The organism is Burkholderia sp. MSMB1826 (assembly GCF_001526325.1).
In the GTDB taxonomy this organism is placed as follows: domain Bacteria; phylum Pseudomonadota; class Gammaproteobacteria; order Burkholderiales; family Burkholderiaceae; genus Burkholderia.
This window is the reverse complement of record NZ_LOYN01000020.1, coordinates 1-26,698: the sequence shown is the minus strand read 5'-3', so window position 1 is coordinate 26,698 and position 26,698 is coordinate 1. Positions and strand designations below refer to the sequence as shown.

Sequence of the window (26,698 nt, the reverse complement as noted above, 5' to 3'; positions counted from 1 at the left end):
AAACACTCCGGAATCTCGCGCCGCCGGGGATCGGCGACGAACGGCCCCAGCGTAGCGCTCGCGGTTCGTCGCCAGAAGACGGATAATCGCTGAAACATTATCCGCTTCCATAGGACAATCGACGATGGCCGATCTGCGCGACGTGAACCTGAACCGGCTGGCGATCTTCGTCGCGGTGGTCGAGGCCGGCTCGCTGACGGCCGCGGCCGAGCGGCTCGGCCTCGCGAAGACGGTCGTCAGCACGCACATGCAGCGCCTCGAATCCGAGGTCGGCGCGAACCTGCTGGTGCGCACGACGCGGCGGCTGAGCGTGACCGATGCCGGGCGCGTGTTCTACGACGCGTGCCGCGACATCGTGCGCGCCGCCGAAGCCGCGCTCGACGCGGTGTCGTCCGACGCCGGGCCGCTGCGCGGCACGCTGCGCGTGAGCGTGCCGATCGACTATGGCGCGCTGGTCGTCGCGCCGGCCGTCGTCGCGCTGCGCGACCGGCATCCGGCGCTCGCCGTCGAACTCGTCGCGAACGACCGCGTCGTCGATCTCGTCGCGGACAACCTCGACGTCGCGATCCGCATCGGCCGCCTCGCCGATTCGAACCATCGCGCGGTGCAGCTCGGCACCTACGAGAAATGGCTGGTCGCGAGCCCGGCGTTCGTTGCACGCCACGGGTTACCGCGCGATCCGGATGCGCTCGCCGCGCTGCCGTTCGTGATGTTGTCGTCGCTGCCGCGCCCGCATACGCTCGACCTCGACGACGCGCGCGGCGGCCACGCGTCGGTGCGCTGCGTCGCGCCGGTGGTGTCGAACACCGCGACCGCGTGCCGCGCGATCGTGCTCGCGGGCGGCGGTTTCGGGCTGCTGACGGATTTCTCGACCGCGGACGACGTCGCGGCCGGCCGGCTCGTGCGGCTGCTGCCGGGTTGGCGCACGGCGCCGGCCGGGATTCATGCGGTGTATCCGTCCACGCGGCTGCCGTCGCCGAAGGTGCGGGCGTTCATCGATGCGATGAAGGCGCGGCTCGGGCAGACGCCGATCGCGCCCACGACGAGGCGCTCACGTTCGAACTAGCGGGAAAGTGAAGAAACGCGACGGTCGGCGCTCAATACGCCTGCATGAGCCGTCTCATCAGCAATGACTTCAGATCCCTGCGCGTATCGCACACGATATGCACAGGGACCGTGTCGCCGCGCACGTCGTAGATGATGCGATTCATTCCCGCGATGACTTCGCGATACTGACTGAGGTCGATATGCGCCAGCTCATCGGGAATCCTGCCTTGAGCCGGAAAAGCACGAATCGACGCGATGGCGTCCTTGATCTGTCGATAGCGGACTTGCCAGGTTTCCGGGCCGGCGTTCGACAGAAGATAACGCCTCAACGCCTTCAAATCTTTTTCCGCCGAGCGAAGAACGACAACGCGCAACGTCATTGATCGTCGTCCTTGTCGAGGTCGGCGAAGACATCCTCGACAGGACGGAAGTGACCCTGATCGATCTCGCGATTGCCCAGCGCAAGCAACTTCAACAGCGCGAGCGTCTCTTCGTGCTCCTCATACGACTTGACGTCAAGGACAACGAGCTTCGCCTCGCCGTTCTGGGTGATGAGCATCGGCTCGCGGCTCTCCGAGATGTCCTTGACGATCTCGGCCGCGTGGCTCTTGAGATAGCTGATCGGCTTGACTTGAGTCGAGAATTTCATGGAACGCGTCCTTGGCCGGGCACCGGATGAGACCGATTATAGTCCAAATTCAGTCTCCCTCGAGGTGGCGATAGTCGCCCCTTGGCGACGCGCCTACCCGCCCGCTTCCCCCAACGTTCCCAACAGCACCTTCCTGCAACTCGCGATCATCTGCGCCTCCGGATCGCGATAGCCGGTGAGCAGCCATGCGGCGCCGACGTTCGTCATCGCGCCCACCAGCGCGAGCCCGATCAGCCGCTGCTCGGTGCGCTCCGCCGGCGTCACGGCTTCGCGCGGCACGCCGATCGCCATGATCAGCTTGCCGAAGTCGAGCAGCATGCGCTGATACGTCATGTCGGTATCCGCACTCACGCCCATCACTTCGAGCAGCAGCACGCGCGCCGCGCACGGGTCGCGCAGAAACGCGAAGAACGCGGCGAGCCCCGCGTCGACGCGCTCGCGCAGATCGCCGCCGCGCGCGGCGACCGCCTGGGCGACCGCGTCGTGCAGCTGCTGCGCGTGATGCAGATAGGTGCAGCGCAACAGATCCTCGGTGCTGTCGAATGCCGCATAGAAATAGCGATCGTTCAGCTTCGCTTCCTGGCAGATCGACCGCACGGTCGCCTTGCGAAACCCCACCGTGCCGAATACGCGCGTCGCCGCGCGGATCAACGCGTCGCGCCGCTCGGCGGCCCGTACCTCGGGCGCCACGCCGCCATACGACCGGCCTCTTTTTTCCGTTTCGAGTGCTTTCTCCATTCCGCTATTTGACATCAGGACACCCGAAAACTAAAGTGGTGACGAACAACACCACAATAGACGCGCCGCCGATGCAGCGCAAGCGGAACGGGAGGAACGACGGATGAAGGGATTTTCCGGCAAGGTCGCCGCGATCACGGGCGCCGGTTCGGGCATGGGCCGCAGCCTCGCGATCGAGCTCGCGCGGCGCGGCTGCGAGGTCGCGCTCGCCGACATCGGCGAAGCCGGGCTCGCCGGCACGGCGGCCGCGTGCGCGTGGCACGGCGTGCGCGTGAGCACGCGCCGGGTCGACGTCGCCGACCGCGACGCGGTGTTCGCGTGGGCCGATTTCGTTCGCGCCGAGCACGGCAAGGTCAATCTGATCTTCAACAACGCGGGCGTATCGCTGGCCGCCAGCGCCGAAACCGCCCGCCTCGCCGATCTCGAATGGATCGTCGGCATCAATTTCTGGGGTGTCGTGCACGGCACGCAAGCGTTCCTGCCGCATCTGCGCGCATCCGGCGACGGGCACGTCGTCAACACCTCGAGCCTGTTCGGGCTCGTCGCGATGCCGACGCAAAGCGCGTACAACGCGACCAAATTCGCGGTGCGCGGCTTCACCGAGGCGCTGCGGATGGAACTCGAACTCGACGGCGCGCCGGTGAGCGCGACTTGCGTGCATCCGGGCGGCGTCGCGACGAGCATCGTCGACGCGGGCCGCGTCGACGCCAGCATCCACGCGCTGACGGGGCAGGACGAAGCGACCCATCGCCGCCAGGCCAACCGCCTGATCAACGCGACGACGGCCGACGAGGCCGCGCGACAGATCCTCGCGGGCGTCGAGCGCAATGCGCGCCGCGTGCTGGTCGGCGCCGACGCGCGCCGGCTCGACAGGATCGCGCGGCTGCTCGGCGCCGGTTATCAGTGGCTGATGCTGCGCCACGTGCGCCGCGCCCGCGCACGCAACCTCCGCCCGAAGGAAGCCTACGCGCCGCCCGCGCGCCCCACCACACCGACGAAGGACCCCGCATGAGCTCGACGACGACCGACCGGCGCGCCGCGCCGCCCGCCCCCGACGCCCGCCGCGACCGGCGTGACGGCAACGACCTCGACGTGCTGATCGTCGGCGCCGGCCTGTCCGGCATCGGCGCGGCCTATCACCTGAAGCAGCGCTGCCCGCATGCGAGCGTGGCGATCGTCGAGGCGCGCGACGCGATCGGCGGCACCTGGGACCTGTTCCGCTATCCGGGCGTTCGTTCGGATTCCGACATGTTCACGCTCGGCTACAGCTTCCGCCCGTGGCACAGCGACAAGGCGATCTCCGACGGGCAGACGATCCTCGACTACATTCGCGACACCGCGCACGCGTACGGCATCGACAAGACGATCCGGTACGGGCAGAAAGTGATCGCGGCCGACTGGGATTCGCACCGCGCGCGCTGGACGGTGCGCGTCGAACGCACGCGCGACGGCGCGCTCGACACGCTCGTCTACACGTGCCGCTTCCTGTACATGTGCAGCGGCTACTACGACTACGACGCCGGCTACCTGCCCGACTGGGCAGGCATGGACACGTTCGAGGGCCAGCTCGTGCATCCGCAGCACTGGCCGAAGGATCTGTCGTACGCGAACCGGCGCGTGGTCGTGATCGGCAGCGGCGCGACGGCCGTCACGCTCGTGCCGTCGATGGCGGCCGATGCGCGGCACGTGACGATGCTGCAGCGCTCGCCGACCTACATCGTGTCGCTGCCCGCGCGCGACAAGATCGCGAACGCGCTGCGCCGCGTGCTGCCGTCGCGGCTCGCGCACCGGCTCGTGCGCGTGAAGAACGTCCTGCTGACGATATACCTGTACAACGTGTCGCGCCGCAAGCCCGACCGGACGAAGCGGTTCATCATCCGCGCGGCGAGCAAGCAGCTCGGCCCCGACTTCGACGTCGCGAAGCACCTGACGCCGCGCTACATGCCGTGGGACCAGCGCGTGTGTCTCGTGCCGAACGGCGACCTGTTCAAGGCGATTCGCGCGGGCCGTGCATCGATCGTCACCGACGAGATCGAGCGCTTCACGCCGACCGGCCTCCAGCTGAAGAGCGGCCAGCAGCTCGACGCGGACGTGATCGTCACCGCGACCGGGCTGAAGATAAAGATGCTCGGCGGCGCGCGGGTCACGGTCGACGGCCGCGCGGTCGATTTGTCGGAGACGGTGTCGTACAAGGGGATGATGTACAGCGACGTGCCGAACCTCGCATCGTCGTTCGGCTACACGAATGCGTCGTGGACGCTGAAGGCCGAGCTGATTGCGCGCTACGTGTGCCGGCTGCTCAATCACATGCGCGCGAACGGGTACGACACGTGCGTGCCGCGGCTCGGCGCAGGCGATCTCGGCGACGTGCCGGCCGTCAACCTGAGTTCGGGTTACATCCAGCGCGCGGCCGGCATCCTGCCGAAGCAGGGACACCGCAAGCCGTGGAAATTCCACCAGAACTACGTGCTCGATCTCGCGTCGCTGAAGTTCAGCCCGCTCGCCGATTCCGCGATGCATTTCGAACGCCGCGCCCAACCCGGCCAAGCAGCCGCCGCGCCGGTTGCCGAACCCGCACTCGACACCCGCTGAGGCCGACATGACTCCTACGCTCCATCTGATCCAGAACGTGCTGCTCGGCGTCGTCGCGGTGCTCGCCGCGCTCGCGCTGTTTACCGGTTACGTGGCCCGTCGCGTGACGCGCGCGTTTCCGCCCGAAGGCCGTTTCGTCGACATCGGCGGCGACCGCATCCACTACGTCGAATACGGCAACGGCCCGCCGATCGTGTTCGTCCACGGGCTGGCGGGGCAATGGCGCAATTTCGCGTACCTGCCGCTCACGCGGCTCGCGCAGCGGCATCGCGTGATCCTGATCGACCGGCCGGGCGCCGGCCGCTCGCTGCGCGGCGCGGCGTCGCAAGCGAACGTGTTCGCGCAGGCCCGCACGGTCGCCGCGTTCATCGACGCGCTGAAGCTCGACAAGCCGGTGCTGGTCGGCCACTCGCTCGGCGGCGCGATCGCGCTCGCAGTGGGCCTCAACCACGCGGACCGCGTGAGCCGGCTCGCGCTGATCGCGCCGCTGTCGCACGAGCAGACCGAGCCGCCTGCGCCGTTCAAGCCGCTGATGCTGCCGTCACCGCTCGTGCGCCGTTTCGTGTCGTGGACCTTCGCGATCCCGCTGACGATCCTGACGGGCCGCAATGCCGTGCGTCAGGTGTTCGCGCCGGAGGACGTGCCGCGCGACTTCCCGGTCAAGGGCGGCGGCCTGCTCGGGATGCGCCCGCACGTGTTCTACGCGACGGCGACGGACCTGCTGTCGGCGCCCGTCGACCTGCCCGCGATGGAGCGTCGCTATGCGGAACTCGCGCTGCCGGTCGACGTGCTGTACGGCCACGCCGATCCGATCCTGAACTGGCGCGCGCACGGCGAAGCGCTCGCGCGGAAATCGGCGCGCGTGCGGCTGAAGGTCGTGGAGGGCGGGCATATGCTGCCGGTCACGCTTCCCGAAGCGACAGCCGACTGGCTGCTCGAAGTCGCCGCCGCGCCGGTCGATGCCACCGCGCAGCCGGTACGCATCGCGTAGATCGCGGCAACGAAGCGGGGCCGGGTTACGTGCCCGGCAGCCGGCGCCGCGATCGAATCAGGCTTCGTCGTCGGGTATCGACAACCCGAGATCCGAGAGCACCTCGCGCGCGCTGCGGAACGCCTCGACCGCGGCCGGCGCGCCGGCGTACAGCGCGCTGTGCAGCAATACCTCGCGGATCTCGACGAGGCTCGCGCCGTTGTTGAGCGCGCCGCGAATATGGCCCTTCAGCTCCGTGCCGCGGCCGAGCGCCGCCAGCATCGCGCACGTGCACAGGCTGCGCGTCTTCAGGTCGATCCCGCCCCGCTGCCAGGTGCTGCCCCATGCATGTTCGTTCAGCCAGTCCTGCAGCGGACGCGAAAATCCGTCGAGGTCGCGCATCGCGCGCTCGACGAACGCCTCGCCCATCACGTCGATCCGCCGCGCCTTGCCGTATTCCCTGTCCTGTTCGCTCATGTCGGTGTCCTGGTTGGAGTCGGGGCCGCCTCGGCGTCGCCGGCAGCCGGGAGATGTCCTGCCATGTTCATGCGCGCGGCGCGGTTTCGTCAAAGACGCGGCGCTCGGTTCGCGGCGCGTCCGCGGCACGGACGGCCGAACGCTACGTAACATCCGGCCGGGCGTTACGGCGCCTGACGGGAACATCGCAGCCGCGACGTTCGCGCACTGCGCGTGCCCGTCGCGCGAAACCGCCATTCCTCCGTTTAAATCGCATCGATATTCCCGATTCCCGCAACAAATCGCGATACCGTTTCGCGAAACCTGTCATGGCGCGGAATTTGCAGTGAAGACCTCGACACACTTCCAATGTCGAGGCCAACATGCACACTCTTTTCAAGAAGACGACGGTAACGATGGCCGTCTCGTCACTGCTCGCGCTGTACGGCTGCGGCTCGGTCGATGGACCGACGACCCCGCCGACGATCAAGCCGAGCACGTCCGGGACGAGCGGCACGTCGGGGACTTCCGGCACGTCGGGCAGCGGTTCGTCGGGGACGTCGGGTGGCGGTAGCTCGGGGACTTCTGGTACGTCAGGCACGTCCGGTACCTCGGGCACTTCTGGTACCTCCGGCACCTCGGGCACCTCGGGCACCTCCGGCACTTCCGGCACTTCCGGCACTTCCGGCACCTCCGGCACTTCCGGCACCTCCGGCACCTCCGGCACTTCCGGCACTTCCGGCACTTCCGGCACTTCCGGCACTTCCGGCACTTCCGGCACTTCCGGTACTTCCGGTACTTCCGGTACCTCGGGCACCTCCGGTACCTCGGGTACTTCCGGCACCTCGGGTACTTCCGGCACCTCGGGTACTTCCGGCACCTCGGGCACTTCCGGCACTTCGGGCACTTCCGGTACCTCGGGCACCTCCGGTACCTCGGGTACTTCCGGCACCTCGGGTACTTCCGGCACCTCGGGCACTTCCGGCACCTCGGGCACTTCCGGCACCTCGGGCACTTCCGGTACCTCGGGCACCTCCGGTACGTCGGGCACTTCCGGTACCTCGGGCACCTCCGGTACGTCGGGCACTTCCGGTACCTCGGGCACTTCCGGCACTTCCGGCACTTCCGGCACTTCCGGCACTTCCGGCACTTCCGGCACTTCCGGCACCTCGGGCACTTCCGGTACGTCGGGCACCTCCGGTACGTCAGGCACATCCGGCACCTCGGGCACCTCCGGCACCGGCGTCACCCCTCTCGGCAACGTCCTGCAGAAATCCGGCAATCTCGTGACGGCGCTCGGCACGACGGTCGTGAACGGCGGCGGTCAGATCGGCGGCGTGCAGATTCCCGGCACGAACCCGGCGACGGCCACCAGCATCGGCAACGCGGTCGGCAGCCTCGGCAACGGCGTGCAATCGCTCGGCAACGGCGTCGCGGCCGGCCTCGGTTCGATCGGCGTGTCGGCGAACCCGCTCGGGCCGACGCTGACGTCGACCACCGGCCTGCTGACCGGCGCCGGCGGTGCGGTCAACAACCTCGGCAATGCAGTGACGAGCCTCGGCACCGGTCCGCTGTCGCCGCTCGCGCCGGCGACGACCCTGGTCGGCAGTCTCGTCAACACGGTCGGCACCGCGGTCAATTCGACCGCATCGGCGCTGAACACGGCGCTGAACAGCTCGCCGGTCCAGCAGCTCGAAACACAGCTCGGCAAGGTCATCAACCCGATCACGAATACGCTGACCGGCGGCGCCACGACGCCGGGCGTCACGCAGACGCTCGGCGGCGTCACGCTGCTCGGCGCGCCGCTCAACGGCCTGTTGAGCACGCTCGGCAACGGCATCGCGCTCGCGGGCACGAAGGTCGGCGGCGCGACCGACAACCCGGTCGGCACGAGCCTCGGCGGCGTCCTGGGGCAACTCGGCAATACGGTGACGTCGACGGGCGGCCTCGTCAACGCCAACAACGCGGGCAGTTCCAGCAGCGGCACGGGCGGCAGCAATCCGCTCGCCCCGATCACGGGCCTGCTCGGCACGTTGACGGGCGGCCTCGGCGGCGGCAGCTCGAGCGGTTCGGGCGGCACCAGCGGAACGAGCGGCACCGGCGGCGGCCCGCTCGCGCCGATCACCGGCCTGCTCGGGACGGTGACGGGCGCACTCGGCGGCATCGGTTCGAGCGGCACCAGCGGCACGGGCGGAACGAGCGGGACCGGCGGCACCAGCGGCACCGGTGGCGCAGGCCTCGGCGGCCTGCTGGCGCCGGTCACCAACCTCGTCAACGCACTGACGCCGCTCGGCGCGAGCCTCACCGGCACCGTCACGACGCCGGGCGGCAACGTGTCCGGCACGCTCGGCGGGGTGCTGACGAGCGGCCCGGTCGGCACGCTCACGGGTGCGCTGGGAACGCCGGCCGGTTCGGCCGGCGCCACCGGCACGGTCGGCTCCGGCGGCGCAACCGGCACCGTGACGACGCCGGGCGGCAGCGGCTCCGTGGTGACCGGCCTGACCGGCAGCACGGGCGGCGCCGCCGCGGGCGGCACCGGCAACCTGCTGTCGCCGGTGACCAACCTGCTCGGCGGTCTGCTGGGCGGCGGCACCAAGAAGTAAGCAACGCATCACGCATCGCATCAGAACGACAGGCCAATGGCCGGGCGCGCATCCATAAACAGCCCGGCCGACGGCCGGCGTCACCCGCCCAGCGGGGGCGCCGGCCCTCACACCCACGAGGATCCGATCATGAACTCCACGCTCGACGGCGTCGTCGCTGCCCCGGACCACCCACCCCGCTCCGCCACGCCGTTACGCGCCGGCCTGCTCGGCATCACGGCCGGACTCTTCGCGCTGTGGGTGACGCGCGACCACCCGGCCCTCGACGCGGCCACCCGCGCGGTCATCGCGAGCCTCGCGATCATCGGCACGATCGCGCTGCACGAACTCTTCGTCTCGCGCGTCTACCTGCGTCCGAGCGCGGGGCTGTCGCGGCAGGCCGTCCGGCCGCTCGGCATCGCGCGCGTGGCGACGCGGCTCGGCGCGCTCGCGTCGGTCTATGCGGGCATCGGCGCGATCTACTGGCTGCTGCCCGAATACCACGGCGCGTTCTACCTGCCGTTCTGGTCGCTGCTGCGCTCGCTCGCGCCGTACGTGATCGTCGCCGCGCCGTTCTACTTCGCGTGGATGGACCGCCACCAGCGCGAGACCGACGACGCGTATCTGCTGTGGGGCCGCTTCCTGTTCCGCCGCGAGCAGCCCGCGAGCTGGAAGCCGGTGCGCGAGATGCTGGCCGGCTGGGGCGTGAAGGCGTTCTTCCTGCCGCTGATGACCGTCTACCTGTCGAAGGACGCCGATCACCTGAGCGCGTCGCTCGCGAACGCGATGCATGCGCCGATGACGATCGCGACCTTCGTGTTCATGTACGACCTGTCGTTCACGATGGACCTGATGTTCGGCACCGTCGGCTATCTGTGCACGTTCCGCATCCTCGACAGTCACGTGCGCACCGTCGAGCCGACGACGCTCGGCTGGGTGGCCGCGCTGATCTGCTATCAGCCGTTCTGGTCGCTGATCTCGAACAACTACATCCGCTACGAAGGCTCGATGTTCTGGGACAACTGGCTGCTGTCGGCGCCGACGCTGCGCGTGATCTGGGGCGCGACGATCATCCTGCTGCTGCTGACCTACGCGCTGTGCACGATCTCGTTCGGCCTGCGGTTCTCGAACCTCACCAACCGCGGGATCATCACGTCGGGCCCGTACCGCTTCACGAAGCATCCGGCGTACATCACGAAGAACCTGTCGTACTGGATGGTGTCGGTGCCGTTCGTCGAGCCGCTCGGCTGGCAGGTCGGGCTCATGCACTGCGCGGGGCTCGTCGCGGTCAACCTGATCTACTACGTGCGGGCGAAGACGGAAGAGCGTCATCTGATGCGCGATCCCGACTATCGCGCGTATGCCGAATGGATCGCTCAGCACGGGCTGTTCGCGCGGATCAGGCAGGCATTCGGCGCGCGGCAGGCGGTGTGACGGCGCGACCGGGGGCGGCCTCCGTGCCGCTCCCGTCCCTCGCGCGGGTGTCGACCTGCCCGTCGCGGACTTCCCACCCGCCACGACGCGTTCCGCGCATGCCCTCCAGCGCCTGGCGATGCACTTTCGCGTGCATCTGCCGAACGCTTCAGCGCGCCCCATGCGGCCAATTGTCGCGAAACGCCGCGATTCTCCGCTTTTCGTCGCCTTTCTCCGTCAGTCCGATTGCCCGACTCCGATGCGTCGCGTATGGTGCTGGCCGTCCGCGTACGATCCGTCGCCGGACACCCGACCGTCGCCCCGCGCGACGGCCGTGCGGGCCGTGCCCGCCGCTCACCGTCTCCGCGACGCCGCCTGCCGGCGCCGCGCGTTCATGAGGAAAGAGGCGTGATCCACAAAGTCCTGATCCTGTTCGCACTCTGCATCGCGGGCCTCGCCGCGATCGCCGCCGGTTTCCAGCACATCCCCAGCTGATTCGCGGCCCCGGCTCGCTTCGCCGAGCCCGGGGGCCGCACCCGCTTCCGTTCCCTTTTGCGATGAACCTCTTTCCCGAACCGCCCGGGACGGGCGGCTTTTGCCATGCGTATCGACGTACAGCATTCCCAGCACGACATCGACGACGAACTCGACACCCTTCATGAACGCCTGCACCAGCCGGGCCATCGCCTGCACGGACTGCCGGCCGTCGCGCTCGGCCGCTCGGGCCTGATCGTCCGCCACCGCGAAGCGGACGGCGAATACTTCCTGTATGTCGAGGATCCGGCCGCGCGCCAGCTCGCCGGCTATACGGTGTTCAACCGCCTGCCCGAACTCCCGCGCCGCGCCGACCGCTACCTGCGCGCGCCGCATACGCGGCTGCGCGGCTCGGCGCAACGCCGGGGCCTCGCGACGGCGCTGTACCGCTGGGGGCTCGACGCGGGCCTGTGCCTGATCAGCGGCGCGCGCCAGTCGGTCGGCGCCGCGCAGTTGTGGACGGCGCTCGCGCAAGATTACCGGCATGGCTTCGTCGATGTCGAAGGCCGCGCGCTGCGCTATCTCGGCGAAACCGTTGCCGACGACGTGCACGGCGCGCTGCATACGCGGCGGCTGTTGCTCGGGCGCGGGTGGGGCATCGGCGAATTCGCGCAGGCGGCCGGGATGGCCGGCGTGGCATCCGGCACGATGCGATGGCCGGTATCGTCGGACCCACGCGGCCATGCAGGCGCCTGATCGGGACGATGGTCGTCACGATTTGCCAGGGACACGGGCCGCACGTACCGGAAGACGATCGATCCGACGACCGTGCAGCCGTCGCGGCCAGCCATCGCGCATGGTCGCGCGAGTGCGTTACTGACTTGCGCGCTGAAGCGCCTGGCGACCGCGTTCGAGAATCTGCCAATCCTGCTCGGCCGCCGATCGTTCGCCGGGGAACCTGCGCGCGTATTGCAAAAGCAGGTCGGCCCAGCGCGCATCCCGCTCGATCGCATCGAGATTTCGCTGCTGCTCCGGCATTCTCGATTGCAACAGGACAGCAAAAGCAAGTTGGCTGCCGACAAATTCAGCCGTCGTGGCCATTCCCCAGTTTCTTTTCGGCCCGCAAAATGCGAACGACGCGGCAAGACGCTCGGATTTGACGAACGCATCCTGGTTTGCCTGTTGCTGAATCATCCGGGTCGCTTCTGCGATCTCCATTTTCAAATGCGCCGGATCGCAGACCGGTTGGTTCGCGGAAGCCGCGATCCTGTCGAGCGCAGTCTGCACGTTTCGATCGTCGGATGGGCGCGCGACATCGTCACGCGTGGACGAACGACCGGCACAAGCGCTGGCCAGCACGGTGGCGGCAACGAGAATCAGAGCATTCCAGCGCTTCATGAGCGAATCATTCCGCAAAAAAAGATTTCCGGGCCGACGAAAAGCAGACCGTGATTGTAGTGCCTGCGATCGGATCGGCCGGCGATCGCGCGCACGGTGCGATAATGCGTCCGCCCCCACGTATCGCATTCCCGGACCCTCGCCGATGGCCATCGCTCCCCGCCGCCGCATCGACATCGTCGCGCTGTGCGGCAGCCTGCGCGCGCAGTCGTACAACGCGGCGCTGCTCGACGCAGCCGCGCGCGTCGCCCCGCCCGGCATGCGCATCGCACGCTTCGATCGTCTCGGCGAGTTCCCGCTGTTCAATCCCGATGCCGAATACCCGACGCCCGCCGCGGTGCGCGATCTGATCGACCGCCTGAACGCGGCCGACGGCGTGCTGATCGCCAGCCCGGAATACGCGCACGGCGTCACCGGCGTGATGAAGAACGCGCTGGACTGGGTCGTGGGATGCGAGGCCGTCGTGTACAAGCCCGTGGCCGTGTTGAACGCGTCGCCGCGCGCGACGCATGCGGATGCGGCGCTGCGCGAAACGCTGTCGGTGATGTCGGCGCGCATCGTCGAGCCTGCATCGATCGCGCTGCCGATCCTCGGGAGCCGGCTCGATGCGGCGGGCATCGCCGCGCATCCGCCGTTCGCGTCGGCGCTCGTCGACGCATTGCACGCGCTGCGCGCGGCGATCGACGACACGAGCGCCGGCCGGTAGGCGATCCACGCGCCGAACGCATGCGGCGTAGCGTTATCGCGCCTTCGCGCGCGTCGTCTTTCTCGCCGGTTTGGCCGCTTTCGCGCGCGGCGCTTCCTTCTCGGGCTGCGCGCCGCCGCCGACGAGATCCTCGAGCCATGCGAGCGCATCGACGTACGACAGGAACTGCTGCAGGTAGTCCGGCGACAGCTCGCGCATCGTCGCGAGCGAGCGGTGCACGAGGCTGTTCGAATTGAGCGGCCCCGCGTTGCGCGGCACCTGGTCGAGCGACTGCCGGTATTGCTGTTCCGTGCGGACTTTCGACCACGTCGCGCGGAAGTAGTCGACGAGTTCTGGATCGAGCCCGCGCCGGTCGGCCTGCGCATCGCGCGCGAGCCCTTCGACGAGCGCGGCAAGCGCGCCGCGCGCGGGCGCCTCCGCAGCGGCTTTCCCCGTCTCGCGCGGGGTGTCGGCGTCATTGCCGCGCGCGACGAGCGCCGCGAACCCTTCGAGCAGCGTCGCCAGCCGCGCATCGACCAGCGCGCGTGCGGCGCCGTCGAGCACGGCCGCGCGCCGTTCGAGCGCGTCGATCCGGTGAAAGCGCACGGGATCGAGCCGATCGGCGCCCTGCTCGCGCCATGCGTCGAGCGTCGCGCGGACGTGCATCGCATCGCCCGTCACTTTGCCTTTCCTCCGTTCGACGCCGACTTGCGCGGCACCGGCGCGATTTCCACGCGGCGGTTCTTCGCGCGGCCTTCGTCGTCCGCATTCGAGCTGACCGGCTGTTCGGAACCGAACGCGGCCGCGAACACCGACGAGGCCGGCACGCCGGCATCGATCAGCGCGCGCGTGACCGTCAACGCGCGCTTGGCCGACAGTTCCCAGTTGTCCGCGAACAGGCGGTTACCGGCGTGCACCTGCTGGTCGTCGGCGAAGCCGCTGACCATCAGGATCTCGTCGCGCGTCTTCAGATACGTGGCCAGCGGGCTGGCCAACGTCTTCAGCAGGTCGCGGCCCGCGGGCTGCAACTGGTCGGAGTTCAGCGCGAACAGCACGTTGCCGCTGATGCCGATGCGTCCGTTCACGAGCGTCACGCGGCCGGCCGCGAGCGGCCCGGCGAGGGCCTGTTCGAGCGACTTGCGCTGCTGCGCCTCGAGCTGGCGTGCACGCACCGCTTCCTCGAGCTTCGACGTGAGCTGAAGCTGCATGCCGATCACGCCGACGAGGATCAGCACGAACGCGCCGAGCAGCACCGACATCAGGTCGGCGAACGCGGGCCACACCGGCGCCGATTGCGCGCCGCCGTCGATTTCGTCGTGCATGCGTTACGCTCCGACGGGCGCCCGCCGGCCGGCGAGCTGCTGCAGGTCTTCGACGATCTGCTTCTGCGACATCACGCTCAGGTCGATCACCTCGCGCGCCTGCGCGACGTAGTACTCGAGCTGTTCGTCGCTGCGTGCGAGCGATTTCTCGAGCGCGGCTTCGATACGCTGCAGATGGGTCAGCAACTTGTCGTTCGATTCGCCGAACACCTGCACGGCCATCCCGAACGCGTCGCCGAGGCTCGCCACTTCGACGGCGCCGGCCGTGACCTGCGCGGCCACCGAATCGAGCTTGCGCGTCTCGGCGTCGACGGTGTCGTTGAAGCGCGCGCCGACGCGATCGAGCAGGTCGGCCGACGTGCTGACGAGCGCGTCGATCGCGGCGCGCTGTTCGGTCGACGCGTGGTTGACCGCGCCGAGCAGCGTCTCCAGCGTCGCGAGCAGGCGGCTGCGCTCCTCGAGCGTCGCGGTGTCGCGCACCATGCTGTCGGACAGGCGCTGGCGCAGCTCGGCGACGACGTCGGCCGCGGCCTTCGGCGCCTCCGACGCGGCCTGCACGAGGCGCGAGATTTCGTTGATCGTGTCGCTCGCGTGAACCTGCGCCTGCGCGGTGATGTCGTTCGCGGTGCGGGCCAGCGTGTCGCAAATGTCCTGCTGGCGCGCCGCGGCCTGCGCACTCGTCTGCGCCCATTCGTCGCGCAGCGCGGCCGCCATCGCCGCGAGCGAATCGCTCCAGGCAGCGAGGCGCTCTTCGTCGCGTGCGGCCAGTTGCGATTGCAGGCCGGTATGCGATTCGCGGATCGTCGACAGCAGATCGTTCGAGCGTTGTTCGAACGTCGACGCCTGTGCTGTCAAGTCACGCGTCGTTTGCGCGAGTGCGTCGCAGATTTCCTGCTGACGGCCGGCGCTGTGCACGCCTGCGCGCTGCCACTCTTCGCCGAGCTTCGCGGCCATCGCGGCGAGCGAATCGTTCCACGCCGACAGACGCTCTTCATCGCGTGCGGCCAGTTGCGATTGCAGGCCGGTGTGCGATTCGCGGATCGTCGTCAGCAGGTCGTTCGAGCGTTGTTCGAACGTCGACGCCTGTGCGGCCAGGTCGCGCGTCGTTTGCGCGAGGGCGTCACAGATTTCCTGCTGACGACCGGCACTGTGCACGCCTGCGCGCTGCCACTCTTCGCCGAGCTTCGCGGCCATCGCGGCCAGCGAATCGTTCCACGCCGACAGACGCTCCTCATCGCGCGCCGCCAGTTGCGATTGCAGGCCGGTATGCGACTCGCGGACCGTCGACAGCAGATCGTTCGAGCGTTGTTCGAACGTCGACGCCTGCGCGGCGAGATCGCGCGTCGTTTGCGCGAGTGCGTCGCAGATTTCCTGCTGACGGCCCGCGCTGTGCGCGCCCGCACGCTGCCATTCTTCGCCGAGCTTCGCGGCCATTGCGGCGAGCGAATCGTTCCAGGCAGCGAGGCGCTCTTCATCGCGCGCCGCCAGTTGCGATTGCAGGCCGGTGTGCGATTCGCGAATCGTCGTCAGCAGATCGTTCGAGCGTTGCTCGAACGTCGACGCCTGCGCGGCGAGATCGCGTGTCGTTTGCGCGAGGGCGTCGCAAATTTCCTGCTGACGGCCCGCACTGTGCGCGCCCGCACGCTGCCATTCGTCGCCGAGCTTCGCGGCCATCGCCGCGAGCGAATCGTTCCAGGCCGACAGACGTGCTTCGTCGCGCGCCGCCAGTTGCGTCTGCAAACCCGCGTGCGACTCGCGCATCGCGGCGAGCGTCGCGGCCGAATGGCGTTCGAACGTCGCGGCGGCTTCGCCCAGCGCGCGCGCATGCTGGCCGGCCAGCGTCTCGCCGGCCTGCTCCTGGCGCGACAGCGCGTCGCGCCATACGTCCGACAGGCGGCCTTCGGTCGATTCGAGGCGCGTCGCGACGCCGTCGAGCAGATCCGACGAACGCTGCGCGAACGTGTCGGCGAACTGGCCGAGCGTCGTCTGCAACTGCTGCGCGACGGCATCGCTCGCGCGGCGCTGTTCGTCGAGCGCGCGGTTCCACACGGCCGTCACGTTGCCGGCGGTCTTCTCGAAGCCGTCCGTCAGCCCGTCGAGCTGCCGCTGCACCGCGCCCGTCACGGTGTCGCGCAGCGCGGCCATCTCCTGCGCGAGCCCCGTCATCGTCGCGGCGACGACCGGCTGCAGCGCCGCACCGGCCACGCGCGCGCTTTCGGCGGCGCTTTCCTTCAGCGCGTCGCCGACGTTCGACGCAAGGCCCGCGTACGCGCGCTCGGTCCGCTCGAAAAACGCCTGCTGACTTTCGAGCTGGCGGTCGTGCAGCGCGACGCTGCGCGCCTCGAGCGTCGTCATCATCGTCTGCAGCCGGTCGACCAGCGCCGGCATCACGTCGGCCTGGCGCTGCAGCAGCCGGAACGATTCGTCGCGCTGATGCGCGGACGAATGCACGCGCAACGTCGTCGCGATCTTCGCATCGAGCTGCTGGGCTGCATCGATCCGCTCGCGGCGCACGAGCGCGGACAACAGCCCAAGCATCGCGGACGTGGCCACCCCGGCGATCGACGTGCCGAACGCGAACCCGAGCCCCTTCACCGGCGCGATCAGCGACGCGCGGATCGCATCGAGATCGGTCGCGCTCTCGAGCGCGGCGCCCGTGCCCTTCAGCGTGACGACCATCCCGAGCAGCGTGCCGAGCATGCCGAGCAGCACCAGCAGGCCGACGAGATAAGGCGTGAGCGCCGGGCCCGGCAGCGCGACGCGCGCGCCTTCGACCCGTGCGCGCACCGCGCCGCGCAGGCCCGGATGCAACGTATCGAGCCACGTGTCGAGTTTCGCGGGCGGGGCGTTCAGGCCGGCGACCGCGTGCGACAGCGTGGCGGTCGCCTGCCGGTAGCGCAGCAGCTCCCATGCGCCGGCGACGTAGCACGCGCCGATCAGCAGCGTGACAGCCGACGCCAGCGGGTTCGACGCGACATAGCCGGCGCCGATCCAGCCCACTGCGAGCAGACCGGCGACGAAGACAACGAGATCAAGACGAATTCTGGACATAGCGTGTTGATTAGCAGGTGCGAAGGGCCGCGAGCAGCCCGTCTACCGTTTGAAATCGGACTTCGAGTTCGGCTAGCAGGATGCTTTGCATCTCGTCGCGAAACGTATCGAGCCATGCGCCGGGCACGATCGCCGCGACGGTCGCGGTGTCGGCCGCCGTGCCATCGGCGGCAGGCGCGAATGCGTCGGGCGCATCGCGACCGGCGGCCGTCGCGGCCGCGGATTCGGCCTCGGCCAGTGCCTGCCGCTCCGCGTCGCGCAACCGCGCGAAGCGCGTGCCGAGCAGCGCGGGCACGGCCGACAGCAGGCTGCGCTCGCGCGCGCCGAGCACGCGCTCCATGATCGTGTCGAGCGTCGCGAGCCGCGCCATCCCGGACGAGCGCGCGGCGAGCGCGACCCGCAGGCGGCCGCGCAATTGGCCGATCGCCGTTTCCATGTCCTGCTGCAGGGTCAGATAACGCTGGCGGAAGTCCGCGAAATCGGCCGTGTCGGCGGCCGGCGGCGGCGGGTCGCCCGGCCGCCGACGCGCGCGCGGCCGGTGGCTGGCCGCGATCGCCTGCGCGAGGTCGTGGCGCACGCGCGCGCAGTCGCGCTCGGCGTCGTAGCCGCGCACGCCGGCCGCAATGCCCGGCGGGCTCGCGTTCAGCGCGGACGACAGCGTGATCGCGTCGGTCCAGCCGAGCCACTGGCTCAGCCGGTCGGACAGCGTCTGCCGGGATTCCGCGACGTCGGCATCGGCCAGGCGCGCGAGCAGCCGGACGAGCGTCGGACCGCTCAACGCCGGGCGCGGAGATGCTTGCACCATGCTGCAAACCGTCAAAAAAGGCAGCAGTTTACACGTCGTCGGGCAGTCGACCGCCGGAATCGGGGAAGCGGTGCGGTTCGGCGCGTCGTGCGCCCCGCGCGGACGCCCGTCGCGCAAGGCTCGGCGGGCAGCGGCAACGGGCGGAAAACAGGCTCGGCGGCGGCCGGTGGGCGGCCGCGCCATCGGGACGCGATGCGTTCGCGACACACCGACGCGCGTTCGGGCGTTCGGGCGTTCGGGCGAGCGAGCGGGCCCGAGCGGCCCGGCCGGTTCCCGCCGCTAACCGGCGACGGCCATGGCCGGCCGCTGCCACGCGCTGATAACGAAGCGCTCAGATCCCCGCTTTCGGTGCATTCAGGATCAGCCGCAGCCCGAGCAGCGCGATCGCACCGGCCGCGATGCGGTCGACCCATTTCTTCGCGCGCAGGTAAAGTTCGCGCGGCCGACGCGTCGAGAAGCACAGCGCGACGAGCGTGTACCAGCCGAATTCGACCGCGAACACGAGCGGCGGCAGCACGAGGTAACACCACAGCGGCGGATGCTGCGGAAGCAGCGCCGCGAAGATGCTGCCGTACCAGATCGCCGTCTTCGGGTTGCTGAGCTGGGTCGTGAGGCCGGTCCAGAACGACTTGCGCGCGTTGCCGCCGGCCATCGCCCGCGGATCGTCCATCGCGATCGGCCGATCGGCGCCGCGCCAGATCTTCGACGCCATGTAGATCAGGTAAACGCCGCCCGCCAGCTTGAGGCCCACGTACAGCCATTCGACCGCCTGCAGCAGCGTATAGAGCCCGGCCAGCGCGACGCCGCCGAACACGATGCCGCCGATGCCCATGCCGAGCGCGGTGGCGAGCCCGTCGCGACGCGACAGCCCGATCGAATTGCGGGCCACCAGCACGAAGCTCGGGCCCGGAATCATCGCGCCGAGAAACAGCGCAGCCAGGATGGCGAGTACGGCAGCCGATGCGGTCATCGACGTCTCCTTGGTCAGCGACGCCGCTGCGCCGGCGCCTGCGTGTCGTTTCCGACGGGTGGGGCCGTCGATTCTGGCACGCTTCGCGCGTGACCGAAAGCGGCTGTGCGCTGCTATGCTGGCCCTCTTTCCCGTCATTCCGCGCCGCCCGTCGTGTTCAATCCGGTGCCCGGCACGGAGTTTCTCGCGCGATCTGTAACAACCACATCTCGCACGACTGGCCGCTCGCCCTCCCCGGTGCCCGACGGCCTACTTTTGACGAACCGGAGACTCTCGTGACCGACCCGACGATGACGCGCGAACAGTTCGAGCGCGACGATTTCAACGACCGCTGCCTGTTCACGGGCGTGCCAATCGAAGGTAAGAAGAAAGGCGAACATGTCATCCCGCGCTGGCTCATCGAGGACTACGGGCTGCAGGCCCAGCGAATCGAGATGGGCGATACGACGCGCCAGGCGGCCATGAAGGAGTTCCGCTCGCCAGCCGATCCGGTCGCCAACGGGAAGTTCGGTGCACTGGAAGACAAGGTCAAACGCGGCCTCGCGAGCATCGACGAACTGCATCTGTGGCAAAAGAAAATTTCAGCCGGCATGGTGCTGAATCACTGGAGGATGGCCCGCAACGTTTGCCATCCCGGTGCACCCATCCAGTTCGACACGCGCTATCTCGCGTTTGCACTCCAGGACTTCCGGAAAGAATTCAGCGAGTATCTGGCGGCTCCTTACGCGCGCACGGGTTCGACACTGTGTCTGCCTACCCGCGTTCCGTCCGGTTGGATCGCTCATTCGTTCGGCGCGGTCATCAAGGAGCACGATGCGGGCCACGACGCGATCTTGCCGTTCTGTATGGTAGCGGTCAGCCACGGCGGGCAGTTGATCGTGTCCGTGCTGTTCGACCCCGAGCAAACCTTCGAATCCCACCGGTTGGCGCAGGAATGGGCGGCAAGGAAACTCGACGTCAGCGTATCCCCACTGCCCGTCCAGGCCGCGCTGGCAGTCAGCTTCGCGGAGCACATCACGGCAGCCGGTGAGGCGGCATTCGGCGAGCCTCAAGCATTCGATCCGCTGCTTGAGTTGGTCGCCTACCAGCTCGGCATCGAAATCGATCTCGCAACCTGGCACTATCGCCCGCGCGCAGCCGGCTGACATCGGGCGCGCCGGCACATCCGTCACCCTCCCGATATTCTGCCCCAATCATGCCGACACTCCGCCTGCTACTCTCGCTGCTCCCGCTCCTCGCCGCATTCCCGCTCGGCGCCCGCGCCGACGGCCTGCCGGCGTCGATCGCCGCGCAACTGCCGCCCGGCTACCAGCCGCTGCTCGCGCAAGCCGGCCCCGGTCTCGACGATGGGCGGCGCAGCTTTCTCGTCGTCGTGCATCGCGCGGTCGATACGCGCGACCAGCCGTCGCCGCGCCCGCTGCTGATCTACGAGGAACAGGCCGACCACACCTACCGGCTCGCCACGCGCAACGACCAGGTCGTGCTGCGCGCGAACGAAGGCGGCCAGTGCGATCCGTTCGATCCTGAAGATGCGGCCGACAACGGCCTTTCGGTGAAGGGCCGCTATTTCACCGTGCAGAATGTCGTCGCGTGCGGGCAGCACTGGACCGACTACGTCACGTTCCGCTACGACCCGCGCACGCACGGCTGGCTGTTTTCGAGCCAAATCGTCACCGAATCGTTTCCGCTCGACGACAAGCCCGACCACGTCACCGTCACGCGCGCCGACGCGCACCGTCCGGTGTCGTTCGGGCAATGGAAGCGCAAGGACTAGCCTCCCGGTACGCACCCGCGCCGCGGCGGCGCCGTTTTTCAATCCGGCGCGTCGAGCGCGCGCCGCTCGCGACACCCGGCCAACGGGTCTACCATAGGCGCTCGTTGCCCGTGGGCGACCGCCGGCACGGCATGCGGCTTGCGCCTGCCCCTTTCCTCGTTGCCCCCGCACAGGAGGACGTCATGACGCAACACTTCGATGCGATCGTCATCGGCACCGGCCAGGCCGGGCCGCCGCTCGCCGCGCGGCTCGCCGGCGCCGGCATGAAAGTCGCGATCGTCGAGCGCGGCCGCTTCGGCGGCACCTGCGTGAACACCGGCTGCATCCCGACCAAGACGCTGATCGCGAGTGCGTACGCCGCACAGCTCGCACGACGCGCCGGCGAATACGGCGTGTCGATCGGCGGCCCCGTCACCGTCGACATGAAAGCGGTGAAGGCCCGCAAGGACCAGATCTCCGGCCGCTCGAACCGCGGCGTCGAGCAATGGGTGCGCGGCCTCGACAACACGACCGTCTTTCAGGGTCATGCCCGATTCGAGCGCGCGAACGCGGTGCGCGTGGGCGATGAACTGCTCGAGGCCGAACGCATCTTCATCAACGTCGGCGGACGCGCGCAGGTGCCCGCGATGCCGGGCCTCGACTCGGTGCCGTACCTGACCAACTCGACGATGATGGACGTCGACTTCCTGCCCGACCATCTCGTAATCGTCGGCGGCAGCTACGTCGGCCTCGAATTCGGCCAGATGTACCGCCGCTTCGGCTCGCGGGTCACGATCGTCGAGAAAGGCGCGCGCCTCGTCCAACGCGAGGACGAAGACGTGTCGCAGGCCGTGCGCGAGATCCTCGAAAACGAAGGGATCGACGTGCAGCTCGACGCGAACTGCCTGAGCGCGCGGCGCGACGGCGACGGCATCGTGGTCGGCCTCGACTGCGCGGGCGGCGGCCGCGACGTCGCGGGCTCGCACCTGCTGCTCGCGGTCGGGCGCGTGCCGAACACCGACGATCTGGGGCTCGACCGCGCGGGCGTCGACACCGACGCGCGCGGCTACATCACCGTCGACGACCAGTTGCGCACCAACGTGCCCGGCATCTGGGCGCTCGGCGACTGCAACGGGCGCGGCGCGTTCACGCACACCGCGTACAACGACTACGAGATCGTCGCGGCCAACCTGCTCGACGACGACCCGCGCAGGGTGTCCGACCGCATCGCGGCCTACGCGATGTACATCGATCCGCCGCTCGGCCGCGTCGGCATGACGCTCGCGCAAGCGAAGCAGACGGGCCGCCGGCTGCTGGTCGGCACGCGTCCGATGACGCGCGTCGGCCGGGCGGTCGAGAAAGGCGAAAGCCAGGGCTTCATGAAGGTGATCGTCGACGCGGACAGCCACGCGATCCTCGGCGCGTCGATCCTCGGCGTGACCGGCGACGAAGTGGTGCACGGCATGCTCGACGTGATGACCGCCGGCGCGCCGTACACGACGATCAGCCGGGCGATGCATATCCACCCGACCGTGTCGGAGCTCGTGCCGACGCTGCTGCAGGACCTGCATCCGGTCGACTGACGCACGGCAGGCGGGCGGCCGCGCACCGCGCGCCGGCGGTATGCGAAGATGGCCGCTCGCCACGCCATCCGGGAACGCCATGGACCGCCTGCAAGCGATGCAGATCTACGTACAGATCGTCGAACGCGGCAACTTCACGCAGGCCGCCGATGCGCTGCAACTGCATCGGCCGGCCGTCACGAAAGCGGTGCAGCAGCTCGAACAGGCGCTCGGCGTCCGGCTGCTGAACCGCAGCACGCGCCGCGTCAGCGTGACGGCCGAGGGCGAGGCGTTCCATGCGCGCTGCGTGCAGTTGCTCGGCAGCATCGACGAGGCATTCGCGTCGTTCCCCAGGCAACGCGCGGTGCCGAAGGGTCGGCTGCGGATCGACATCGCGCTCGCGCTCGCGAAGACGGTCGTGATTCCGGCGCTGCCCGATTTCCAGCAACGCTATCCGCAGATCGAACTCGTGCTCGGCACGAGCGACCAGCCGGCCGATTTGATCGGCGAAGGCATCGACTGCGTGGTGCGGGTCGGGACGCTGAAGGATTCGAGCATGGTCGCGCGCACCGTGGGCGCGGTGCACATGGCCACGTGCGCGTCGCCGGCCTATATCGCACGCCATGGCTTGCCGCGCACGCTCGACGAGCTGCGTACGCATCGCGCGGTCAACTTCTTCACCGGCCGCAATCGCCGCGTGCTCGAATGGACGTTCCGCCCGCACGGCGAAACCGTCGCGGTGAAACTCGCGAGCAGCCTGCTCACCGACAACTCGGAAGCGCTGCTGTCGTGCGGGCTCGCCGGCCTCGGCATCGTGCATGCGTTGCGGCCCGCGCTGCAGCCGAGCATCGACGCGGGCCGGTTGATCGAGCTGCTGCCCGGCGTGCCGGCCGTGCCGAAGCCGGTGTCGGTGCTGTACCCGAACCGCGCGCATCTGCCCGACAAGGTACGCGCGTTCATCGACTGGCTGACCGAGCTGTTCGCGCGGCGTTATCCGGCGTAGCGCGGGTTCGCGTCGATTGTTATTTGTCCAATAACAATCAATGATCGGGCCGCGCGTTTATCCGGCGCGGGCGCCCGCCTACGATGCTGCTTCATCGACACCCGTTCACCGAAGGAGCGCTCCATGGCCCGCATCGTTCGTTTCCACCGCGTCGGCGGCCCCGACGTACTGCAGATCGACACCGTCGACGTGCCCGCGCCGGGCCCCGACGACATCCAGCTACGCGTGAAGGCGATCGGCCTCAATCGCGCGGAAATCATGTTCCGTCGCGGCGAATACACGTTCATGCCGAGTTTCCCGGCGTCGCTCGGCTACGAGGCGTCGGGCGTGGTCGCGGCGGTCGGCCGCAACGTGACGGCGTTCGCCGAAGGCGACGCGGTAAGCGTCGTGCCAGCATTCTCGTTCGCCGACTACGGAATGTACGGCGACGTGGTCAACGTGCCCGCGCATGCGGTGGTCAGGCATCCGGACAGCCTGTCGTTCGAGGAAGCGGCCGCGACGTGGATGATGTTCGTGACGGCCTACGGCGCGTTGATCGAACTCGGCGGGCTCCAGCGCGGCGATGCGGTGCTGGTCGGCGCCGCGTCGAGCAGCGTCGGGCAGGCCGCGATCCAGGTCGCGAACCAGATCGGCGCGGTGCCGATCGCGCTGACGCGCGGCGAATCGAAGCGTCGGGCGCTGCTCGATGCAGGCGCGAAGCACGTGATCGTCGGCAGCCCCGCCGACCTGCCGCAACAGGTGGCCGAAATCACGGGCGGCATCGGCGCGCGTCTCGTGTTCGACCCGGTCGGCGGCCCCGACGCGGCGAACCTGCTGCGCGCGCTGGCCACCGGCGGCACGTTCTTCCAGTACGGCGCGCTCGACCCGCGCGACATCCCGGTGCCGGTGATGGACCTGCTCGCGCGCCACCTGACGCTGCGCGGCTACGAGCTGTTCGAGATCACCGGCAGCGCGCAACGGCTCGAACGCGCGAAGCGCTTCATCGTCGACGGGCTCGCGGCCGGCACGCTGAAGCCGCGAATCGATCGCACGTTCGCGTTCGACGACATCGCGGACGCGCACCGCTACATGGAAGCCGGCGCGCAGGTCGGCAAGATCGTCGTCACGGTCTGAGCCGCGCCCATGGCGAGCGGCGCGCGCCGCTCGTCAGCTTTCGAAATACCGCGGCCGGTCGATATCGGCCAGCAACCGCGGCTGCGTCGGCGCCCAGCCGAGCGATGCCCGTGTGCGCTCGCTGGTTGCGGGCGCATCCATCCCCGCAAACATCGCGAACCAGCCGAAGTGCTCGCCGGCTTCCGCCGCCGACTTCGCGACGACCGGCACGTTCAGCCGCCGGCCGATCACCTCGGCGATCTCGCGGAACGGCACGCCCGTATCGTCGACCGCGTGATAGCGCGCGCCGGCCGCGCCGCGTTCGATCGCGAGCCGGTACACACGCGCCGCGTCGAGCCGGTGCACGGCCGGCCAGCGGTTCGCGCCGTCGCCGACGAACGCCGATACGCCCTTCTCCCGCGCGAACGCGATCAGGCGCGGCACGAACGCGTGATCGCCGTCGCCATGCACGGACGGCGGCAGGCGGACGACCGACGCATGCACGCCGCGCGCTTCCAGCGCGACCGCGGTCGCTTCGGACGCACGCGGATAGCTCGCCGACACCGGCACGTGCGGATCGTCCTCCGTCGCCGCGCGGCCGGGCGCGACGAGCGCGAGGCCCGACGTGACGACCAGCGGCCGCGCCGAGCCGGCGAGCGCCGCGCCGATCGTCTCGATCGCGCGGCGATCGAGTTCGCAGTTCTGCGCGAAACGCGAGAAGTCGTGATTGAATCCCGTGTGGATCACCGCATCGGCGGCCTCGGCGCCGCGCGTCAGGCTGTCGAGATCCTCCAGCGACCCGCGATGGACGTCGGCGCCGGCCGCGGCGACCGACGCCGCGGCCGCATCGGACCGCGCGAGCCCGAGCACCGAGTGCCCGGCCGCCACGAGTTCGGCCACGACGGCCGAGCCGACGAATCCCGATGCTCCCGTAACAAAGACACGCATGTTCAGCACCTCCGGATGAAATGGAGGCTTACTATGTGCGGATCGCCGCTCGCGGTGAAGTCGTGACGGTTTACCGGTAAACGAACTAACAGGATATGGCTGACGCCCCCGACAACCTGCTCGGCGCGTACCTGCGGGACCGCCGCGAGAAACTCGACCCGGCCGCGCTCGGACTGCCGGCCACGCGCCGGCGCACACCGGGCCTGCGGCGCGAGGAAGTCGCGCAGCGCGCGCACGTGAGCGCCGCGTGGTACACGTGGCTCGAACAGGGGCGCGGCGGCGCGCCGTCGGCCGACGTGCTCGACCGGCTCGCCCGCGCGCTGATGCTCAACGACGCCGAACGCGAGCACCTGTTCCTGCTCGGCGTCGGCCACCCGCCCGAGGTGCGCTATCACGCGCCGGCCAGCGTGACGCCGCGCCTGCAGCACGTGCTCGATTCGCTCGACGCGAGCCCGGCGATCATCCGCACGGCGACGTGGGACGTCGTCGCGTGGAACGACGCGGCGGCCGCGACGCTGACCGACTACGCGACCCTGCCGCCGGCCGCGCGCAACATCCTGCGGCTGATCTTCGTCGACGCACGCGTGCGCGCCGTGCAGCCGAACTGGGAGCGCATCGCGCGGTTCGCGGTCGGGGCATTTCGTGCGGACGTCGCGCGCAGCGGCGCGACGCAGGCCGTGCAGGCGTTCGTCGACGAGATGCGCGCGACGAGCGCCGAATTCGACGCGATGTGGCGCGACCACGCAATCCATTCGCAGCACGAAGGCACGAAAGAGATCCGCCATCCGCAGGCCGGCCGGATCGCGTTCGAATATTCGGCGTTCACGGTCACCGGCCGCCCGGACCTGAGCCTCGTGATCTTCACGCCGGCGACGCCGGCCGACCGCGAGCGGATCCGGGCGCTCGTCGCGGCCCGCGAACAGGCACGCAGCACGGCGCAAGCGCCGGCCGTGTGACCGCGCACGGCTTTCCCGGGAGCGTGATTCCGCACGACACGGATCGACGAATCGCGAAGCAGTATGTGCCCCGTTCGATATCGACCACTGATGAACGTACGCGGAAATCGGCATAGGGGACGGCCATGAGGCCGTCCCCCTGCCACACCACCCGGCATGCGGGTCCGCACCGGGCGGTTCGGGAAGTTGAGGTTATGAGAGTCGGGGCACACCCAGCCGATCGAAGTACGCG

26 protein-coding genes are annotated in these 26,698 nt (G+C 69.2%); 15 read left to right on the top strand and 11 right to left on the bottom strand.

Translation table 11 applies throughout. The annotated features are described in order from the left end of the window. The first annotated feature begins 124 nt into the window (after positions 1-124). A complete protein-coding gene (locus WS95_RS11615) occupies positions 125-1,066 on the top strand; it encodes a LysR family transcriptional regulator (RefSeq protein WP_059823907.1) in 942 nt (313 codons plus the stop codon). A 31-nt stretch (positions 1,067-1,097) separates the two neighbouring features. Here the strand turns inward: WS95_RS11615 and WS95_RS11610 are convergent, their stop codons facing one another. From WS95_RS11610 to WS95_RS11600, 3 genes are all read right to left on the bottom strand, one after another. Beyond that, positions 1,098-1,427, bottom strand: coding sequence for a type II toxin-antitoxin system RelE/ParE family toxin (locus WS95_RS11610; RefSeq protein WP_059823906.1), 330 nt, complete (start codon positions 1,425-1,427; stop codon positions 1,098-1,100). Next, positions 1,424-1,696: a type II toxin-antitoxin system Phd/YefM family antitoxin gene (locus WS95_RS11605; RefSeq protein ID WP_059784400.1), complete on the bottom strand. Its 273-nt coding sequence runs from the start codon at positions 1,694-1,696 to the stop codon at positions 1,424-1,426. Before WS95_RS11605 ends, WS95_RS11610 begins: the two co-directional genes overlap by 4 nt. 93 nt (positions 1,697-1,789) lie before the next feature. Beyond that, positions 1,790-2,434, bottom strand: a complete 645-nt coding sequence (locus WS95_RS11600; RefSeq protein ID WP_236872750.1) for a TetR/AcrR family transcriptional regulator — start codon at positions 2,432-2,434, stop codon at positions 1,790-1,792. Between the two features lie 103 nt (positions 2,435-2,537). Here WS95_RS11600 and WS95_RS11595 point away from each other — a divergent pair, with 103 nt between their 5' ends. The 3 genes from WS95_RS11595 to WS95_RS11585 are packed head-to-tail and all read left to right on the top strand — an operon-like array spanning position 2,538 to position 6,017. Then, positions 2,538-3,446, top strand: a complete 909-nt coding sequence (locus WS95_RS11595; RefSeq protein ID WP_059823904.1) for an SDR family NAD(P)-dependent oxidoreductase — start codon at positions 2,538-2,540, stop codon at positions 3,444-3,446. Beyond that, positions 3,443-5,026 carry a flavin-containing monooxygenase gene (locus WS95_RS11590; RefSeq protein WP_059823903.1) on the top strand — a complete coding sequence of 528 codons (1,584 nt, stop codon included), beginning with the start codon at positions 3,443-3,445 and terminating at the stop codon, positions 5,024-5,026. Before WS95_RS11595 ends, WS95_RS11590 begins: the two co-directional genes overlap by 4 nt. A 7-nt stretch (positions 5,027-5,033) precedes the next feature. Beyond that, positions 5,034-6,017 (top strand): alpha/beta fold hydrolase, encoded by a 984-nt coding sequence (locus WS95_RS11585; RefSeq protein ID WP_059823901.1) that lies wholly within the window; start codon positions 5,034-5,036, stop codon positions 6,015-6,017. Between the two features lie 57 nt (positions 6,018-6,074). Here the strand turns inward: WS95_RS11585 and WS95_RS11580 are convergent, their stop codons facing one another. Beyond that, positions 6,075-6,473, bottom strand: a complete 399-nt coding sequence (locus WS95_RS11580) for a carboxymuconolactone decarboxylase family protein (RefSeq protein ID WP_027782376.1) — start codon at positions 6,471-6,473, stop codon at positions 6,075-6,077. Positions 6,474-6,835: 362 nt separating this feature from the next. Between WS95_RS11580 and WS95_RS35725 the strand changes: the two genes are divergently transcribed. The 4 genes from WS95_RS35725 (at position 6,836) to WS95_RS11560 (ending at position 11,677) form a co-directional block, all read left to right on the top strand. Continuing rightward, positions 6,836-9,055 carry a collagen-like triple helix repeat-containing protein gene (locus WS95_RS35725; RefSeq protein WP_156444474.1) on the top strand — a complete coding sequence of 740 codons (2,220 nt, stop codon included), beginning with the start codon at positions 6,836-6,838 and terminating at the stop codon, positions 9,053-9,055. 129 nt (positions 9,056-9,184) lie between these two features. Beyond that, positions 9,185-10,468: an isoprenylcysteine carboxylmethyltransferase family protein gene (locus WS95_RS11565; RefSeq protein ID WP_034205409.1), complete on the top strand. Its 1,284-nt coding sequence runs from the start codon at positions 9,185-9,187 to the stop codon at positions 10,466-10,468. A gap of 249 nt (positions 10,469-10,717) precedes the next feature. Then, on the top strand, positions 10,718-10,942 hold the full coding sequence (locus WS95_RS34770) for a hypothetical protein (RefSeq protein WP_156444473.1): 225 nt from the start codon (positions 10,718-10,720) through the stop codon (positions 10,940-10,942). 105 nt (positions 10,943-11,047) lie between these two features. Then, positions 11,048-11,677 (top strand): hypothetical protein, encoded by a 630-nt coding sequence (locus tag WS95_RS11560; RefSeq protein ID WP_059823897.1) that lies wholly within the window; start codon positions 11,048-11,050, stop codon positions 11,675-11,677. A gap of 117 nt (positions 11,678-11,794) precedes the next feature. Here WS95_RS11560 and WS95_RS11555 read toward each other — a convergent pair whose 3' ends face one another. Continuing rightward, positions 11,795-12,319, bottom strand: coding sequence for a hypothetical protein (locus WS95_RS11555; protein WP_034205410.1), 525 nt, complete (start codon positions 12,317-12,319; stop codon positions 11,795-11,797). A 145-nt stretch (positions 12,320-12,464) separates the two neighbouring features. Between WS95_RS11555 and WS95_RS11550 the strand changes: the two genes are divergently transcribed. Next, complete coding sequence (locus tag WS95_RS11550) at positions 12,465-13,025, top strand: NADPH-dependent FMN reductase (RefSeq protein WP_059823895.1); 561 nt, start codon at positions 12,465-12,467, stop codon at positions 13,023-13,025. Between the two features lie 33 nt (positions 13,026-13,058). Here the strand turns inward: WS95_RS11550 and WS95_RS11545 are convergent, their stop codons facing one another. The 5 genes from WS95_RS11545 to WS95_RS11525 all read right to left on the bottom strand — a co-directional run bounded on the left by WS95_RS11545 (position 13,059) and on the right by WS95_RS11525 (position 19,152). Further along, a complete protein-coding gene (locus WS95_RS11545; protein ID WP_059823893.1) occupies positions 13,059-13,685 on the bottom strand; it encodes a DUF2894 domain-containing protein in 627 nt (208 codons plus the stop codon). Then, positions 13,682-14,326: an OmpA family protein gene (locus WS95_RS11540; RefSeq protein WP_059784423.1), complete on the bottom strand. Its 645-nt coding sequence runs from the start codon at positions 14,324-14,326 to the stop codon at positions 13,682-13,684. The genes WS95_RS11545 and WS95_RS11540 overlap by 4 nt, the downstream gene beginning before the upstream one ends. Positions 14,327-14,329: 3 nt before the next feature. After that, a complete protein-coding gene (locus WS95_RS11535) occupies positions 14,330-17,377 on the bottom strand; it encodes a DUF802 domain-containing protein (RefSeq protein WP_059823892.1) in 3,048 nt (1,015 codons plus the stop codon). A gap of 10 nt (positions 17,378-17,387) precedes the next feature. After that, entirely contained in the window at positions 17,388-18,182 is a 795-nt protein-coding gene (locus WS95_RS11530; protein WP_059823890.1) for a DUF3348 domain-containing protein, read from the bottom strand. Positions 18,183-18,513: 331 nt separating this feature from the next. Beyond that, positions 18,514-19,152, bottom strand: coding sequence for a LysE family translocator (locus tag WS95_RS11525; RefSeq protein WP_059823889.1), 639 nt, complete (start codon positions 19,150-19,152; stop codon positions 18,514-18,516). Between the two features lie 275 nt (positions 19,153-19,427). On the opposite strand from WS95_RS11525, the gene WS95_RS11520 reads away from it, so the two are divergent. The 5 genes from WS95_RS11520 (at position 19,428) to WS95_RS11500 (ending at position 24,583) form a co-directional block, all read left to right on the top strand. Then, positions 19,428-20,297 (top strand): hypothetical protein, encoded by an 870-nt coding sequence (locus tag WS95_RS11520; protein WP_059784435.1) that lies wholly within the window; start codon positions 19,428-19,430, stop codon positions 20,295-20,297. A gap of 50 nt (positions 20,298-20,347) precedes the next feature. Next, positions 20,348-20,926: a hypothetical protein gene (locus tag WS95_RS11515; protein WP_059823887.1), complete on the top strand. Its 579-nt coding sequence runs from the start codon at positions 20,348-20,350 to the stop codon at positions 20,924-20,926. A 182-nt stretch (positions 20,927-21,108) separates the two neighbouring features. Beyond that, positions 21,109-22,488, top strand: a complete 1,380-nt coding sequence (locus WS95_RS11510) for an FAD-containing oxidoreductase (RefSeq protein ID WP_059823885.1) — start codon at positions 21,109-21,111, stop codon at positions 22,486-22,488. A 79-nt stretch (positions 22,489-22,567) separates the two neighbouring features. Next, on the top strand, positions 22,568-23,470 hold the full coding sequence (locus tag WS95_RS11505) for a LysR family transcriptional regulator (RefSeq protein WP_034205420.1): 903 nt from the start codon (positions 22,568-22,570) through the stop codon (positions 23,468-23,470). Positions 23,471-23,593: 123 nt separating this feature from the next. Next, positions 23,594-24,583: a zinc-dependent alcohol dehydrogenase family protein gene (locus tag WS95_RS11500; protein WP_034205421.1), complete on the top strand. Its 990-nt coding sequence runs from the start codon at positions 23,594-23,596 to the stop codon at positions 24,581-24,583. Positions 24,584-24,616: 33 nt separating this feature from the next. Here the strand turns inward: WS95_RS11500 and WS95_RS11495 are convergent, their stop codons facing one another. Continuing rightward, positions 24,617-25,510 carry an SDR family oxidoreductase gene (locus tag WS95_RS11495; protein ID WP_034205422.1) on the bottom strand — a complete coding sequence of 298 codons (894 nt, stop codon included), beginning with the start codon at positions 25,508-25,510 and terminating at the stop codon, positions 24,617-24,619. Positions 25,511-25,605: 95 nt separating this feature from the next. Between WS95_RS11495 and WS95_RS11490 the strand changes: the two genes are divergently transcribed. Beyond that, positions 25,606-26,466, top strand: a complete 861-nt coding sequence (locus WS95_RS11490; protein ID WP_034205423.1) for a helix-turn-helix transcriptional regulator — start codon at positions 25,606-25,608, stop codon at positions 26,464-26,466. Positions 26,467-26,698 lie beyond the last annotated feature (232 nt).